The following is a 16,899-nucleotide window of genomic DNA, read 5'->3' on the forward strand; positions in this document are numbered from 1 at the left end:
GCACGCCACCGCGACGCCGGAGCTGACGCCGCCGCCCGGCTCGATGGGCGTGGAGGACCTGCCGGGCAGCGAGACCTTCACCCGGCTCACCCCGGACCGGCTCACCCGCCGCTGGTGGGAGCAGGACACGCCGGGTCCGGAGGAGCGGCCCGCCCCGGTCGTCCCGAGCATCCGCTTCGTCGGCGCCGCCATGCCCACCCGGCTTTTCGTCACCACCACCGACGGCCGGGTGATGTCCCGCTTCACCTCCTCACAGGGAACGGTCAGCTGGACCGACCACGGCACCCCGCCCGGCACCACCGCCGAGTCCGCCCCGGCCGGCGTGCGCGACCTGCACGCCTTCGTCACCGGCGCCGACGGCCGTCTGTACCGGCTCGGCTGGGACGGCGACCGGTTCGCCTGGCACAACCACGGCCACCCGGCGAGCGGCATCCTCAGCCGCTGGTGGCGGCTGTCGGCGGTGGCGCGCAACTCCCGCCCGAGCGGCTCGCTGATGCAGACCGGCACCTACGACAGCGTCTACGCGGTCAACACGGCAGGCCAGCTGGTCGAGTTGAAGACGTACAACGGCGAGACATGGACCTGGTCGCAGATCGGCACCCCGAACGGCGCGAATGTCCCCAACCCGCCCCCACGGCTGCACGGCAGTCCGTTCGTCCTGGCGCCGCTCAAGCTGTCGGCGGTGGGCGAGAACGGACGGATGTACTTCTACAGCTGGGACGCCGGCTGGAAGTGGCAGGAGCTGGGCAAGCCGGACAACGGAGTGTTCGCCGCCGACATGCCGCCGGTCCCCGGTCCCGGTCTGCTCTCCTACATGATCAAGGGGCACCCCGACCAGCTCTTCACCTACCAGTTCTCGGGCGGGCTCTTCCCGCTGCCCGGCTGGAAGTCCTTCCGCACCGACGTCGGGATCTGCCTCGGCGCCATCGGCACCAACCGCGGTGTGGTCAGCAGCAATTACTCCTCCCTGCTGATCCACACCAACGGATCGGGCTGGGCCGAGGTCGGCGGCCGCGCGCCGGTCTCCGGCAACCAGGCGCTGCGCGGCGTGCTCCAGGGCTCGGTCGTGTGGGCGGTCGGTGACGGGCGGCTGCTGCGCCTGGACACCGCCGCCGCCAACCCGCGGTGGGAGGACCTCGGGCGCCCCGCCTTCGGCGGCGCCGGCACGCCGGGCGCCGTTCCGGCCCGGCACATCCGCTGGCGGCCCCGGCTGGGTTTCCGCTCCAACCTGCTCGTCGGCCATGTCGACAACCCGGGCGGCCCCAACAAGGCCTACCTGCGGATCGGCCGGAACACCGACTTCGACGCCAAGGTCACCGGCGGCTGGCAGGCTCCGCAGCAGCTGCCGCTGTACGGCTTCAACGACAACGTGCAGGGCTTCGCGATCGCCTGCACCGACCTGAACGTGCCCGATCCCGCCAACCCGCGCCCGGACCTGCTGGTCTTCTGGATCCAGGATCATCCGCTGGGCAACTTCGGCAACTACGTCTTCGGCCGTGACCTCTCCTCGACCGGCACCCCGGCAAACTGGACCGAACCCCAGCAACTCCCCGTTCCCATGAGCACGTTGTACGGTTCCTCCGGTGCCCTCACCGCCTCCTACCCGGTCGAGTGCGGCACCGCGACCCTGGCCGACCTGGACGGCGACAACCGCCAGGAGCTGATCGTGGTGTACGCCGCGGGCACTCCCGGCAACCGACGGCTCTTCCTGCGGATCGGCTGGGCACTGGACCCGGAATCCGGGAAGGTCACCGGCGGCTGGACCGACTCGGTGGAGATCCCCTGGCCGGGCCGTCCCTCGAACACGGCGCCGCCGATCGCCGGCATGGCCGTCGCGGTCGCCGACCTCGACGGCGACCTGCGGCCGGAACTCGTGGTGCTGCTGATGGAGCAGACCGCGTCCGGCGTCACCGCCTCCTACCGGATCGGCTGGAACATCAACGCCCGCGGCACGGTCACCGGCCGGGCCGGCGGCGAGAAGTGGAGCAGCCTCCGCAGCGTGCCCGGCGGCTTCGGCGCCAAGGTCTGCGGCGCCGGCCTGTCCGTCGCCGACTTCTCCGGCTCCCAGCAACCGGACCTGTTGGTCCTCGCCGTCGAGGACGTCGAGGGCGCGAGCCAGGAGAACCGTGCCTGGTACCGGGTCGGCACCGACGCCGACCACGGCACCCCCCGGAAGTGGTCCGACCTGATCCCGGCCCATCCGGGCGGCTGGTACGGCTGGTACAACCAGGGCGCCGCCGTCTGCGTCGCCGACCTGCCCGGGGACACCCTGGCCCGCAAGCGGAGGATCGCGGAGAACTTCCGTACCGCCGCGACCCGTCACCAGAACGGCCTGCTCGCCGCGCAGCACCGCGCCGAGCAGGAGGACGAGGCGGCGCTGCGGCTCAGCGGCCTGGCGGAGGCCGTCCACGAGGCACTGGCGCCCGAGCGCACCGTCACCCGGCGGATCACCGCCCGGCTCGGCGGCGCCGGTCTGGCCGAGGCGGACCTGACCGACCCGCTCAACCCGCTGCTCACGCCGCCGGTGTTCACCCATCCGATGGCGGAGCTCCTCACCGAGCTCGGCCAGGACCACCTGCTGCCCGGCGTGCAGGAGATCCCCGCCGACACGGTGACCCTGCTGCGCACCAACCCGGCGTTCGTCGAGGCCTTCCTCACCGGCGCCAACCACGAGCTGGGCCGCGAGCTGCTGTGGCGGGGCTTCCCCACGGACCGTTCCGCCACCTCGTTCCGGCACTTCTGGGACGCGCGCGGCACCGTACCGCCGGGCGAGGAGGAGCCGGACGTGCCGCCGCTCGCCGAGTGGCCGCGCCGCGCCCGGCTGGGCACCGTCGCGGTCGGACCGTCCGGCGGCGAGGAGCTGGTGCTGCTGGTGCGCGGCGAACTGGTGCGCCGTTTCGCGTCCTTGGGACTGCACGCCCGGCGCGCACTGCCCCCGGACACGCCCGGCGGTCCGCGCCGGCTGGGCGACGAGCGGCTGGAGCCGGTCTTCTTCGGCCGGCTCGACCCGGACATCCTCTACGCGGGCTTCCCGATCACCGCCGCCGAGGCGCGCGGTGACGACGCCGCCGAGGGCTCCGAGGGCGGCGACCCCGGTTGGTACCTGGTGTTCGAGGAGCACCCGACGGCGCCCCGGTTCGGCCTGGACGTACCGTCCCGCGACGCCGCCCACGGCGCGCTCCCGCCGACCTGGCGGGACATCAGCTGGGCCTCGGTCGTCCCCGACGCGGACGCCCTGGACGCCCTGACACACGCCCCGCTGACCACCCCGTTCGGCGCCCCGTCCCGCCCGCTGCGCACGCCGCGCCACGCCGGGGAGACGGTGCCCGAGGTCACCTGGGCGTACAACGCGGCCCACCTGGCCCACATCACCCTGCAGCAGCCCGCGCGGGTCGCCTTCCACGCCACCGACCTGCTGCCGGGTTTCGGCGCCGGCCGCCGCGTCACCCACGTCCGCAAGCGGGAACCCGGCAGCGACGTGGTGCGGGTGCGGGAACTCGCCGGGCAGCATCCGGACGGCACCTGGTGGCGGTTCACCACCGCCCAGGTGATCGCCGCGATCCAGGCCCGGGAGAGCTTCTGCGTCGAGCCCGCCCCGGGGCAGCGGGTCGCCGTACGGGTCGTCCGCCGCTCCGACGGCCGGCCCTACCTGCGCACCGAGGACAACGACACCACCGGCGACAACCTGCTCTCGCTGCCCCCCATTCCGCCCGGCGCGGGCCTGCCCCCGCAGTACGCCGAGCCCGCTGCGGCCACCGGCGCCGCCGCCCCCACGACCACTTCTCGCACTCCCCTGGACGGCCATGTCTGAGACACCCTGGACCCTGTCCACCCAGTACCCGGTGCTGCTGCTGCCCGTCCGGCTGGAGACCCGCTTCACCGCCAGCCAGCTGCTGGTCCGGATCTACCCCGACGAGCTGCACATCGACACCCACGAGCCGCCGTTGACCGCCGACGAGGAGGAATGGGGCCGCCGCTACTGGACGGCGATGTGGCGGGCCGGCCTCGACACCGCCGGGCGGGACGCCGGCACCACCTCCGCGCGAACCGCCGTGGCCGAGAAGGCCGCCTGGGACGAGCTCGCCGACCGCTACGGCGCCGAGCGCGCCTCCTGGATCGCCCGCGTCCTGGAGCCGGCCTTGTTCGACCACGGGGAGGCGCTCGGCCCCGTCTTCCCGGTGCTCGGCCCGCACCGCGCCGGCACCTGGACGCGGCGCGCGGTGGCCCGCGGTCTGCCCACCCGCTGGCACGTCGTCGGCTACCCGCTGGCGAACGGGCAGGCGCCGGTGCGCGTCACGGCGACCCACCCGGTCCCCCGCCCGCTCCCGGTGGGCCCCGCCCCCGACGGCGTGCTGCCCGATGACCCGGCCGAGCCGCCCGTCGACGACGCCACCCGCTGGCTGGTCGACTTCGCCGAGGCGGAGAAGGTGGGCATGGCCGTCCGGCTGCCCCGGACCGTCGGCGGCCTGGCCGGCTACCGCCGCCTGGTGGTCCACGGCGTCCTGGAGACCGACGACCCCGCCGTGGCGGCGGGCGAGCTGAACGCGCTGCTGGAGGCGCAGTACCACACCCGTGGCCTCGGCCTGGTGCCGCCGGGCGCGGCGAGCAACAACACCGCCACCGCCGCCTCGGTGCACAGCCGCACCGATCCGGCCCACCGCTCCGCCCTCCAGGTCCGCCACGGCGACACCGCGCCCGCCTCCCCGGACACGGCGGCCCGGCTGCTCCACCGCGCCCTCGGCCTGGATCCCGCCTCGGCCCCCGCGCCGGGCGGTCCGCGCCCCGGCACCGCCGGCGCACTGGCCCGCGCCCACTTCGGCGACCGTACCGACGAGCGCGCCGTCCGCGACATGTCCACCGCCCTGTGGGGCGCGACCTGGGGCAGCCTGCTCACCCAGCTGACCGCCGGCCGCTTCACCGACTCGACGATCCGCGGCGCCCGCGAGCACCTGGTCGAGTACGTCCGCCCCGGCGGCCCGCTGCCCGCGCTGCGGATCGGCAACCAGCCCTACGGGGTGCTGCCGGTGCTGCCGCTGGCCCGCTGGACCGATGTCGAGGGCCCCTCGTTCGGCCGGCACCGTCTCGACCCGGCGGTGGTCCCGTTCCTCCGCCACCTGCGCACCCTTGTGTGGGAGCCGGCCGCCGCCAACACCGCGGCCGTGCCCCGGGTCACCCGCGGCGCGCAGCCCGACGAGACCATCGCCCGCATCCTGGCGATGGCACCGACCGCCCGGCGGATCTTCGGCCGCAGCGCCCTGGGCGCCGAGTACGTCACCGCGCTGTGGCGGTTCGGCGAGCTACTGCTCAACGACCAGTGGCGCGACGAACTCACCGGCGCGGCGGCCGCATTGGCGCAGCGCTTCGGCATCGCCCCGTTCGACGTGCGACTCGCGAAGCTGATCTTCGCCACCGAGTCGTTCCCCTTGGACGCCCCCTGGGTGCTGGCTCCTCAGGACGTGCCAGGCGGCAGGCCCGCCGACTACCTGAGCGCGCTCGGCCGCGCCGTTCCGGACACCCCGCCCGCCCACGACCTGGGCGCCGCCGCGACCACGCCGCTGCTCTACCGGCTGGCCCGGCACTCCCTCCTCGTCGAGTACAGCACCGCCACCGCCCGCGTCCTGGGCGACGGCCTCGGCGACGGCCTGGAGGCCGAACTCGTCGACCTGGACGACCAGAAGCCCACCCGCACGCTGCGCAAGCGGCTCGGGTCCCGGGTCCCCGGCACCACCATCCCGGTCGCCGCCTGGCTGACCGGCGCGGGCGCGACCGACCTGCGTGCCCGGGACCTCACCGAGACCACCGCGGCCTTCCGCTCCCTCGCCGCGGTCGACCCGGCGGACCTGGAACGCCTGCTCGCCCAGCACCTCGACGCCACGTCGCACCGCCTGGACGCCTGGATCACCTCGCTGGCCACCAAGCGCCTCGCCTGGCTGCGCCGCCCCGCCGCACGGGGCGGCAGGGCGACCGGCGTCCACCTCGGCGGCTACGGCTGGCTCACCGACGTCACCCCGCGCGGCGCCGCGCCGACCCCGGTGCCCGCGGACCGCAGGCCGCGCGGCGAGTCCGGCCCACTGCTCGCCGCGCCCTCGGACACGCCCGGCCCCGTCCTGGCCCCGTCCCTGGCGCACGCCACCACGGCGGCCGTGCTGCGCGCCGCGCAGCGGGCGCACGGCGACCGGCCGGACAGCCCGTTCGCGGTCGACCTGTCCTCGGACCGGGTCCGTACCGCCGCCTGGCTCCTGGACGGTGTCCGCCAGGGCCGGCCGCTCGGCGCACTGCTCGGCGCCCGCCTCGAACGCGCCCTGCAGGACCACCCGTTGCCCGCCCTGGCCTCCTGGACGGACCGGTTCCGCGAACTCGCCCCGATCCGCGCCACCAGTCTGGCCGCCGATGGCACGGCGACCGAGACGATCCCCGCGCACGACCTGACCGACGGCCTCGCCCTGCACCGGCGCCGCCGGGCCGGCCGGCTCGACCTGGTCCGCGACGTCGGCGTCCCGGCCACCTCGACGGCCGAACTCGCGGCGCTCACCCAGGTCTTGGACAACCTCGCCGATGCCGTCGACGCGGTCGCCGACACCCTGCTCGCCGAGGGCGTCCACCAGGCCGCGCTCGGCAACCCGCTGCGGTCCGGCGCCACCCTGGACGCCCTCGCGGGCGGCGACGCCCCGCCGCCCGAGCCGGAGGTGCTCCGCACCCCGCGCACCGGTGACGCGGTCACCCACCGGGTGATGGTCCTGCTCGACGACTCCGCCACCGGTTCGACCCTGTGGCCCACCACCGACGCCGACCGGGCGGTGCGGGCCCGCGCCGCCGCCGAGCCCGTCCTCGACGGCTGGCTCTCCCGGCTGCTGCCCGCCCCCGCCACCACCACGATCGCCGCCCTGCTCGACGACGGGACCTCCGTCCCGGTCACCCTCACCGGGCTGCCGCTCTCCCCGCTCGACTGGGTCGCCCTGGTCCCCGACGCCCTGCCCGACCCGGCGGCCCCCGCCGCGGCCGCGCTGGACGGCACCGATCTGGAGGCGCACCTGCTGCGCCACGCCGCCGCCCGCCACGAGGTCGCCGCGCGGACCGCCACCGGGCGGACGGTCACCGGCCTCGACGTCACCGGGCTCGCCGCCCTGCTGGAGACCGCCCGCGCCGCCCGCGACCTGCTGCGGTCGGCCCGCCCGCTCACCCCGGCCGACCTCACCCTCCCGGAGCACGCCCCGGACACCCCGCCGCACCCCGACCCGGCACTGGCCGCCCGCGCGACGGCGGTGACGTCCCTTCTCACCACCGCGCTCGCCGACACCGGGCAGACCACCGACCCGGCCCGGCTGAGCACCGGTCTGCTCGCCGCGAACCAGCTCGGCATACCCGGCGTGGTGCCGCCCCCGGCGCCGTCCGCCGGTGCGCCCGCCGACCGGGCCACCGCCCACCTGGCCGCGCTGACCGCGCTCGCCCAGGTGGCCCGTCCCGAACTGACCCGCCGCCACCAGGCGGTTCAGGTTGCGACGACGAACCACGACCGGCTCACCGCCGCCCTCGGCCCCGACCTGCTGCTCCTCCCCGCCTTCACCCCGGCCGCCGAGCTCCCCGCCACCCACCCGCTGCTCTCCGCGTCCCTGGCCGCGAGCACCGCGCTCCAGGGCGGCGACCCGCACCTCGCGGCCGGGCACCTCACCGCCCTCTCCCGGGTGCGGCGCGGCATCGACCGGCTCACCACCTCGCTCGGCTACGCGGAGGCCCTCGCCACCGGCGAGTCCCTCACCGCCTCCGTCGCCCAGCTTCCCTACGCTGAAGGCGACTTGTGGGCCGCCCTGCCCGCCGCCTCCGGCGGCAGCCCCGGCACCCGCCTCTCCTTCGTCCTGCACAGCCCCGTCACGCCCTCGCTGGACGGCCCGGTGCGCGGCCTGCTGGTCGAGGAGTGGACCGAGGTCGTCCCCCGCCCCGCCGAGACCGCCGGTCTCGCGGTCCACGCCGACTCCCCGGACGCGGCGGCCCCGCAGGCGATGCTGTTGGCCGTGCCGCCGGACGGCCGCGCCCAGTGGGACCCAGGCCTCCTCACCGAAACGGTCGTCGAGGCCTTCGACCTGGCCCGGCTGCGCGCCGTCGACCTGGAGGCGCTGCACCCGGCGGACCCGGACGCGCCGACCGACATCGGCCAACTGCTGCCCGCCACGGTGCTGGCCACCAACGCCGAGTCGGTGGGCACGGCGACCACCGACATCACCCGGGGGCTGCCCCGATGACTCCCCTGTCCCTTCTCAGCGACCCCCGACCGGCGAGGTAGCCCCATGCCCTCCATCACCACCTGGACCCGCCTGGAGCCCCGGGCCCGCGCCGGCGACATGCGCCCCGCCCTGGAGGCCCAGATCCACGACCCGTTGTGGCTGCTCACCCGGCAGTGGCAGTTCGGCGAGTACCTGGCCGACGACGCCGGCTCGCCCGTCTGGATCCGGGTCCGCGCCCAGTCCGACTCCCTCACCGCCTACCGGCCGGGAGCCCTGCCCGCAGCCGGAGCCCCCGCCACGCCCCGCGAGGACTACTTGCCCGGCGTGCCCCTGGAGGCGCTGGCCGAACGCGAACAGACCCCCGCCGTGGACCTGCGCGCCGCCGGGGAGTCGGGCCAGCACCTGACCCGTCTCCTCGGCGGGGCCGGTCTGGCGGAAGTCGCCGCCGCCGTCCTGCGTGCCTGGGCGCTGCCGCTGCCCGGCCCGACCGACGAGCGCCCGGCCGCCGCCACCGCGCAGAGCCCGGCGGTACGCCGCTACCTCGCCGTCATGGGCGGCCGCGTCCCCGACGGCCACCGCACCGCCGACGCCCTGCGGCCGCTCCTGCCGTCCGGCTCTGTACCGCCTGGCCTCGAGCTCACCGCGGCCGAGACGGCCGCCGCCCTCCCCGTCCTCCGCACCTGGCTCGCCTGGCACGACGCCCGCCACCTGGCCGCCCCGGCCGACGGCGACGCCTGGCAGCCCGGCCGCATGGAGTACCGCTTCTCCGTCGGCGCGGACGTCGGCGGCCCCCTCGGCAGCACCGCCCCCGGCACCGAGGTCACCCTGGCCGCCCCCGAATACCTCGGCGGCCGCCTCGACTGGTCCGACTTCACCGTCACCGGCGCGACAGGCCTCGCCCCGGCCCCCGCCCGCACCGAGGTCACCGCGACGGTGCTCCCCGCCCCCGCCGCGTTCCCCGGCATGCCGGCTCGCCGCTACTGGGAGTTCGAGGACGCCCGCGTCTCCCTCGGCCAGGTCGAGACCGTCCCGGACGACCTGGCCCGGATGCTGCTCGCCGAGTACGCCACCGTCTACAGCAACGACTGGTACGTGGTCCCCCTCGACCTCGGCGCGGGCACCCTCACCACCGTCAGCTCCGTCGTCGTCGGCGACACTTTCAGCTCGGCCCTCGGCGGCCCCACGCTGATGCCGGCGCCCGGCACCGGCGCGGGCGACGCCCACTGGTCCCTCTTCCGCCTCTCCACCGCCACAGGCGGCCGCCACCCCGCCTTCCTCCTTCCGCCCGCCACCGCGCAGGGCCTGGACGGTGAGCCGCTGGAGGAGGTCCTCTTCGCCCGCGACGAGGGCGCCAACCAGGCGTGGGCCGTCGAGCACACGGTCACCGACGCGGTCGGCGCCCCGCTCGACCGTACGCGCTCTCCCCAACCACCCGCCGATCCCGGCCCCTTCACCAAGGACGCCCTCGGCTACCGACTGATGAGCCCCGTCCCCGAGCACTGGGTCCCCCTCCTCCCCGTCGAGGTCCGCCCCGGCGCCGTCCGCCTCCGCCGCGGCCACCTCACCCGCCCCCTCCCCGACGGCACCCGTGAACCGGTCCCGCCCCTGGGCCGCCTGCTCAACCCCGGCGGCACTCTGGACGTGCACCAGGAGGAGGTCCCCCGCGAGGGTGCGATCGTCATCCGCGCCTGGCAGTACACCCGAGGCGCCGACGGCCGCCCGTACCTGTGGGTGGGGCGGCGCAAGCGGACGGGACGGGGGGAGTCGTCGAGCGGGTTGCGGTTCGACGAGCTGCGGCCGTAGGGGCGTTACGACGTCGAGGGCCCGGCACGCGAACCCGCGCACCGGGCCCCACCGGTTGCATCAGCCGACCTGTTCGGCGGCGACCCCGAGGAACGATTCCCAGGCCGGGGAGCCGACGGCGAGAACGGGGCCGGCAGCGTGCTCCGGCATCACCGGCGACGACACCCCGCCCGGCCACCAGGAGGGACACGGCGTTGTCAGGTTGAGCGAATGCTCGAGGGTGTGAGTCGGTTCGGCGGGTTTCGGCTTCGGTGGTGACAGCGGCGCAGGCCGTGGTGGGCCGGCGGCGTCGGTGCTCTGGTCCCAGAGGGCGAAGCGGACGGTCATCTCGGCGCGGCGGTCGGGTGCGGCCATCAAGTGGCGGCGGGGCCGAAAGGGGGGTGAGATGCCGCTGCACGCGGCCGGGAACCGCTGCGCCCCGTCGACCGAGCGGGGAAGCCCTTCCTCGCGTGTTCGCGCCGGCGGGTGGGCCGGTGGCTGTGCTCCGCCCGGTGGTTGAGGCCCTTGTGACAGCGGTGCTCGACGGAGGGCATCACCTCGCGGGGGGCCGCGCCGTAGGAGCGCAGCCTGCCGGTGACCACCCCCCGCGGCACCGTACGGGTCTTCTTCAGCAGCCTGCGGAAGAACCGCCGGGCGGCAGCGGTGTCCCGCCGTTCCGTACCAGGATGTCCAGCACGGTGCCGCCGGCGTCCACGGCCCGCCACCGGTACGTCAGCTCCCCGTTGATCTTGATGAAGGCCTCGTCCGGGTGCCACGTGTCTCCGGCCGGGCCGGCGGCGGCGCAGTCCGTTCGCACAGGCCTGCCCGAACGTGGCGCGCCGGCGGCGGACCGTCTCGCAGGAGACGAGCACGCCGCGCCCGGGCATCGGCTCCCCGGCCTCGCGGAAGCCGAGCGGGAAGCGGAAGTACGGCCACACACAGTGGGAAAACACCTCGGCCGCATATCGGTGCCCTCTGGTACGACGGTGACGTACTCATCCCGGACAGCCCCCTCCCGGCGTGATCAACCCGAAGATCATCCCAGGCCGGTCAGCCAACATGACAGCGCCAGTGGGGGTATCGGTGAGGAGTACCTGGTGGCGCATGTCCTCGTCCAGGTCGAACAGGGACAGCTGGGCGCCGGGGTGCGGGCACTCGTGCCGCGTACGGGGCCGCGAAGGCCGATGTCGCCGGGCTGGTGCGGGGGCCGACCGCGGAGTGGGGCCGCGTTCGGTTCAGGTGAACGCGCCATGGCTTCCGGGGCCATCCGCACCAAACTCTCCGCCTCATCGCCGAACTCGGCGGTGGAGGGCTTCCCGTTCGACCAAGCGCTCCTCGGCACCGCCGACACGGCTGCCGAACGGTTCGATGAGGCGATGCCCGTCATCGCAAAGCTCATCAAGTCGACCGAGCCGTTCTCACACGACGGTGAGTTCTAACGGGAACCTGCCCCCGGTATCTGTCGGGGCGTGTGTCGCCATCGCTCCTGTAGTGAACGCGTTCCTACAAGCGGCGCGTTGGCCCATGGGGGAAATCGGTGGTACCCAAACCGCATCGTCTGGCTCTTGCCGTGCTGGGCAGCCTCGGAATGATGCTGGGAACGGCTCATCCGGCGTCCGCAGAGATACCGGCTGAGCGGGCGTGCGTCGTCGACGAGGCGTCCACGATGCCCGACTGGACGTGGACCAGCGCAACCACCGTGGAGCGGCAGCTGACCATGGACAGCGACGCAGACGACCGTGCCGAGCCGCTGATGACATCGATCCAGCCACGCATCGACCCCGCCGTGTACGCAGACGGCGAGCCCGGAGAGAAGCTGTTGCGTCCCGTCGGACCGCTGGGACACCTGGGGCCGCTCGGTCCCTGGGGGCCGCTCGGCCGGTACGGGCCCGTCGGAGAGGCGAGTGCGTACTGGGAGACGCAGCTCGATTACCTGCGGCACCATCCGTACTTCGCCTCGCTGCTCAACACCTGGGGCATCCTCGCGAAACCGGTCCTGGACGAGACCGGTCCGCTCGGCCCGACCGGTCCGGTCGGCCAGGAGGCCTACTGTGAGGAGTTGCCCGCGATCAACGAGATCTCCGGGCAGCTCCAGGCCGGCGGCGTGTATGGGCCTCTCGGGCCCGCAGGCCCCCTGGGCGTCTACGGGCCGCTCGGGCCGCTCGGGCCCCGCGGGCCTATGGGCGTCCTCCTCGATCCGGCCGACGGCCGCTACTTCGACCACGGGGAGCTGGTCACCGAGGTCGAAGGTGCGGCGCCCTGGGGCAGCGGACAGCGGCGCACGTACGAGCTCGTCGAGACGTACCCCATCGGCCGCGCCCGCGCCGCCGATGTCGCTCTCGACACATCGTTCATGGCCACCGACGTCACGACGCCCGGTCGGCCGACCGAGTACCCCATGACGTCGGCCGAGGATCAGTTCGTCACGGTCACGGTGGTGCCGGACCGGGGCTTCGCCGACTTGTCCTGCATGCTCAACGCCTACGGTTTCAACCCGTGCGGCGTCTATCCCGCCCTGGCGGTCTTTCCGAACGGAGCGGCCGTCGACACCGAGGACATCCTGATTCGAGACGTCTTCTATCTGCCCGCGAGATGGAAGTCGCCGCAGGAGATCACCGACCGCTACACGGTGGAACTGCTCGACGGTGCCGGCAACGTGGTGGCCGAGTCCAGGGCAAGCCGGTATGCCAATTGGCTTCAGATCAAGGTGCCCGCCGGTCGGAGCTGACGGCGCGCGTCACCCTGAACTCGACCTGGGACGAAGAGCAGACGACCGCGAAGTACCACCTTGTCGTCACCGGATCCACGGACTGGATCGGTTCCGTCGGATCCTCAGGAGCGCACCAGGCAGGTCCGGGCCCCCTGTGAATGGCGCGGCAAGGCATCAACTAATACGACACTGTCATGTTGGCTGACCGGCCTGGGATGATCTTCGGGTTGATCACGCCGGGAGGGGGCTGTCCGGGATGAGTACGTCACCGTCGTACCAGAGGGCACCGATATGCGGCCGAGGTGTTTTCCCACTGTGTGTGGCCGTACTTCCGCTTCCCGCTCGGCTTCCGCGAGGCCGGGGAGCCGATGCCCGGGCGCGGCGTGCTCGTCTCCTGCGAGACGGTCCGCCGCCGGCGCGCCACGTTCGGGCAGGCCTGTGCGAACGGACTGCGCCGCCGCCGGCCCCGGCCGGAGACACGTGGCACCCGGACGAGGCCTTCATCAAGATCAACGGGGAGCTGACGTACCGGTGGCGGGCCGTGGACGCCGGCGGCACCGTGCTGGACATCCTGGTACGGAACGGCGGGACACCGCTGCCGCCCGGCGGTTCTTCCGCAGGCTGCTGAAGAAGACCCGTACGGTGCCGCGGGGGGTGGTCACCGGCAGGCTGCGCTCCTACGGCGCGGCCCCCCGCGAGGTGATGCCCTCCGTCGAGCACCGCTGTCACAAGGGCCTCAACCACCGGGCGGAGCACAGCCACCGGCCCACCCGCCGGCGCGAACACGCGAGGAAGGGCTTCCCCGCTCGGTCGACGGGGCGCAGCGGTTCCCGGCCGCGTGCAGCGGCATCTCACCCCCCTTCGGCCCCGCCGCCACTTGATGGCCGCACCCGACCGCCGCGCCGAGATGACCGTCCGCTTCGCCCTCTGGGACCAGAGCACCGACGCCGGCAGGCCCACCACGGCCTGAACACAGGACCGGACCGCAAGCCCACCACTCCCCCGGCACACCGTCAGACACCGAGCCACCCAACAACGTGACAGTGCCGCCAGGAGGTCGTCGCGCACCTATGGTTCCGGCGGCTGGCTGTACGAGGTCGGCCTTTCTCGCGGCCAGACGGCGCGTTCTTGAAGCCCCGAACGATCGGTTGATGCCCTCCCGGAAGGCGAACCAGGAGGGCATCAACGCTGACATGTCACCGTGCGTTGCGGCGTTCGTATCTTCTTAGCGGCCATCTCATTTGGCTCGGTAGGCTGTCGGCCGCGGCAGGGATCGTTGGGGGCTGGTGCCGGATGAGTTGTGGGAGCTGTTCCAGCGCATGGTGCCAGAGGCACCCTCACGCCCCCAAGGTGGCGGCCGACGCCGGCACGGCGACCGGGAGGTGCCGGCCGCGACCGTGTTCGTGGCCACGTCGGGCTGCACCTGGCAGCAGCTGCCCGCCGCATCGTTCGGCCCGTCCGAGGTCACGGCCCACCGCCGGTTCACCGAGTGGACGAAGGCCCGGGTCCGGGCCAAGCTCCACCGCCTGGTCCTGGGCGAACTCGGCTCCCGCGGCGAGCTGGACTGGTCGAGGTGCGCGATCGACTCGGTGAACATGCGGGCCCTGAAAGGGGGGACTGACGGGTCCGCATCCTGTCGATCGGGGCACGTACGGATCGAAGATCCACCTGATCACGGAACGGACGGGTCTGCCCCTGTCCGTCGGAATCTCCGGCGCCCACGTCCACGGCAGCCAGGCCCTGATCCCGCTCGTCAAGGACATCCCTCCCGTCCGCTTCCGCCGGGGCCCCGCCGGCGCAGGCCCGGCAAGTTCCACGCCGACAAGGGCTACGACTACGCTCACCTGCGGAAATGGCTGTCCCAACGTGGCATCCGGCACCGCATCGCCCGCAAGGGCGTCGAGACCTCGCAGGGGCTCGGCCAGCACCGGTGGACGATCGAACGCACCGTGTGCCTGGCTCGCCGGCTGCCGCCGACTCCACCGCCGTTATGAGCGCAAGGCCGAGCACTTCCTCGCCTTTGCCAGCATCGCCTGCACCCTCATCTGCTATCGCCGACTCACCAAATGACTCACCAAATGAGATGACTTCGGAAGACCGACCCCTCCATCCCGACCGACGCCCACGTCAGCAACTCGCGCACGACGCCGGCCTCGGTGGTCGACGGGTACAGCGTCCACGGCGCCGTCAGCTGCCGCGCGGTGAACAGGGACTCCAGCGCGGCCCGCCGCCGTCGGTACGGCCACCCGGTCGTGTCCGTCCCGGACAGCCGCAGCAGATCGAACGCGACGAAGTGGGCCGGCCACTCCTCCGCCGCCCGGGCCGCCCGGCGCCGCGCCGGGCAAGCCGGTTCTGCAACCGCTCGAACGCGAGGCGGCCCGCGGCGTCCCATACGACCAGCTCGCCGTCCAGCGCGGTCGCGTCCGGCAGCTGCGCAGCCCCCGGCCACGATCTCCGGAAACGCCGGCGCCATATCGGTGCCGCGCCTCGAACGCAGCACCACCCGGCCCGTATCGACGGAGAGCAGGGCCCGGAATCCGTCCCACTTCGGCTCCACTGCCCAGCCGGGCGGCAGGAGAGGGCTGTCCACGTTCGCGGTGAGCATCGGATCGGGCAGCGACCAGTTCATGTGCTCGTGCCTTCCACGCCGCCCGCCCGCCAGATACGCGGGCTCACAGGTGGTGCAACACGGAGCTGCAACAGAGCCCCGTGTCGCAGGCTGTACTGGGCAAGCACCCAAGTACCCGGGCTGCAGCGTGCGTGTTGCCCTCAGCGTTTTCTCGGGGCGATGGCCGTCCGGTCCGCGCCCGCATGGCGATGCGCGGCGAGGGAGGCAAAAATGAGATGGGCCAGATAGGAGCCACCCGATCAGCGGACACGGCCTCGCCCTCAGCGCGGGGAAAGCGGCACCCCATCCCCAGCGCCGTTGAAGCAGACCCGACCCGGAGCGGGGCGCAGCAGGCAGGTGACCGGCGAAGTCGATGAGAATTCCGGAAACCGCGAGCGGGACATCAAGGTATTTCCGCGCGTGCAGATGCAGGTGCAGGTAGGACAGGTGGTCGCTCATGTGCCGATGGCTCGCTTACTCGGGCACGCCCCTGCTGCTCGACACCATCCTCTACAAACCGGCCCACTCGCTGATCGATCAGAGCCTCCACTCCAGACTGGGTGTCGAGACGACGAACGGCGACGGTTTCGGTGTCGGATGGTACGCGCAGGAGAGCATCGACACCCCGGCCTTGCTCAGGGACATCGGCCCCGCCTGGAACAACCGCAACCTGAGGGAGATCGCGGATCATGTCCGCTCCCCGTTGTTCTTCGCCCACATACGGGCGTCGACCGGCACGGCGGTGCAGCAGACGAATTGCCACCCGTTCCGGCACGGCCGTTGGATGTGGATGCACAACGGTGCCATCACGGGTTTCCACCTCATGCGGCGCGAGCTGTCCCTGCTCGTCGACCCTGGGCTGTACTCCGACATCGAAGGAACGACGGACTCGGAGATGATGTTCTACCTGGCGGTCACCTTCGGCCTGGATGAGGATCCGCCGGGCGCCGTGGCCCGGATGGTGGGAGTGGTGGAGCGCAGCGGCCGCGACCACGGTGTGGAGTTCCCGCTCCAGATGACGATCGCCGTGACCGACGGCGAACGCGTGTGGGCCTTCCGCTACTCGAGCCAGGGCGCTTCCCGGTCGTTGTTCTACAGCACCCGCGTGGACGCGCTGCGCAAGCTGCACCCCGATACGGCGTTCCTGCAGGAAGTGTCCGACGACACCCGCCTCATCGTGTCCGAACCCCTCGGTGATCTGCCTGGTGCCTGGAACGAGGTACCCGAGAGCAGCTACGGCGTTGTACATGCCGGAGCGGACGAGCTGCATCCCTTCGCCCCAGAACCGGCATGACGCGTCGACTGTTTCTCATGCGTGGGCAGTTCCAGGGGCCGCAGACGACGACGGCGGGCGGCGCCGCCGTTTCTTACTTCGCAGGTCCCGACCAGGTGGCCGCGCCCCGTCGCATGGTGGCCGGCCCGAGGTCCCCGACGCGACTCAGGGCGTTTTCGTCGTGCCCCGCTTCGCGCTTTTGCTCTTGCCGATGCCCGTGCTGCTGCGCCCTGGCTTGGCGGGCGCGCTCCTTCGTGTTGTGGCCTCCTTTGTGCCTGCGGCCGTTCGCGATGGCGCTGTCCGGGTC

General features: G+C 73.4%; 8 protein-coding genes and 3 pseudogenes. 8 read left to right on the forward strand and 3 right to left on the reverse strand.

The genetic code is table 11. The features are described from left to right. The first annotated feature begins 43 nt into the window (after positions 1–43). From WJ438_RS03225 to WJ438_RS03235, 3 genes are read left to right on the forward strand one after another with little or no spacing between them, the layout of a single operon-like run. Positions 44–3,811, forward strand: a complete 3,768-nt coding sequence (locus WJ438_RS03225) for a DUF3892 domain-containing protein (protein ID WP_406723870.1) — start codon at positions 44–46, stop codon at positions 3,809–3,811. Further along, complete coding sequence (locus WJ438_RS03230; protein ID WP_406723871.1) at positions 3,804–8,237, forward strand: hypothetical protein; 4,434 nt, start codon at positions 3,804–3,806, stop codon at positions 8,235–8,237. The genes WJ438_RS03225 and WJ438_RS03230 overlap by 8 nt, the downstream gene beginning before the upstream one ends. A 45-nt stretch (positions 8,238–8,282) precedes the next feature. Further along, positions 8,283–10,022 (forward strand): hypothetical protein, encoded by a 1,740-nt coding sequence (locus WJ438_RS03235; protein ID WP_406723872.1) that lies wholly within the window; start codon positions 8,283–8,285, stop codon positions 10,020–10,022. 60 nt (positions 10,023–10,082) lie between these two features. On the opposite strand, the gene WJ438_RS03240 is transcribed toward WJ438_RS03235, so the two are convergent. Both WJ438_RS03240 and WJ438_RS03245 read right to left on the reverse strand, forming a co-directional pair. After that, entirely contained in the window at positions 10,083–10,376 is a 294-nt protein-coding gene (locus tag WJ438_RS03240; RefSeq protein ID WP_406723873.1) for a hypothetical protein, read from the reverse strand. Next, a pseudogene (locus WJ438_RS03245) lies at positions 10,376–10,965 on the reverse strand (transposase). The gene WJ438_RS03240 and the pseudogene WJ438_RS03245 overlap by 1 nt, the downstream one beginning before the upstream one ends. A 286-nt stretch (positions 10,966–11,251) precedes the next feature. On the opposite strand from WJ438_RS03245, the gene WJ438_RS03250 reads away from it, so the two are divergent. The 4 genes and pseudogenes from WJ438_RS03250 (at position 11,252) to WJ438_RS03265 (ending at position 14,781) form a co-directional block, all read left to right on the forward strand. Continuing rightward, positions 11,252–11,440 (forward strand): hypothetical protein, encoded by a 189-nt coding sequence (locus WJ438_RS03250; protein ID WP_406723874.1) that lies wholly within the window; start codon positions 11,252–11,254, stop codon positions 11,438–11,440. Between the two features lie 227 nt (positions 11,441–11,667). Further along, positions 11,668–12,729, forward strand: a complete 1,062-nt coding sequence (locus WJ438_RS03255; RefSeq protein ID WP_406723875.1) for a hypothetical protein — start codon at positions 11,668–11,670, stop codon at positions 12,727–12,729. A gap of 284 nt (positions 12,730–13,013) precedes the next feature. Beyond that, a pseudogene (locus WJ438_RS03260) lies at positions 13,014–13,681 on the forward strand (IS6 family transposase). 349 nt (positions 13,682–14,030) lie between these two features. After that, a pseudogene (locus WJ438_RS03265) lies at positions 14,031–14,781 on the forward strand (IS5 family transposase). A 1-nt stretch (position 14,782) separates the two neighbouring features. Here the strand turns inward: WJ438_RS03265 and WJ438_RS03270 are convergent. Further along, on the reverse strand, positions 14,783–15,340 hold the full coding sequence (locus WJ438_RS03270) for a hypothetical protein (RefSeq protein ID WP_406723876.1): 558 nt from the start codon (positions 15,338–15,340) through the stop codon (positions 14,783–14,785). Between the two features lie 436 nt (positions 15,341–15,776). Between WJ438_RS03270 and WJ438_RS03275 the strand changes: the two genes are divergently transcribed. After that, the gene (locus WJ438_RS03275; RefSeq protein WP_406723877.1) at positions 15,777–16,613 is read left to right on the forward strand and encodes a class II glutamine amidotransferase; all 837 of its coding nucleotides are present in this window, start codon (positions 15,777–15,779) and stop codon (positions 16,611–16,613) included. Positions 16,614–16,899 lie beyond the last annotated feature (286 nt).

The organism is Streptomyces sp. GD-15H (assembly GCF_045291515.1).
Taxonomy (GTDB): domain Bacteria; phylum Actinomycetota; class Actinomycetes; order Streptomycetales; family Streptomycetaceae; genus Streptomyces.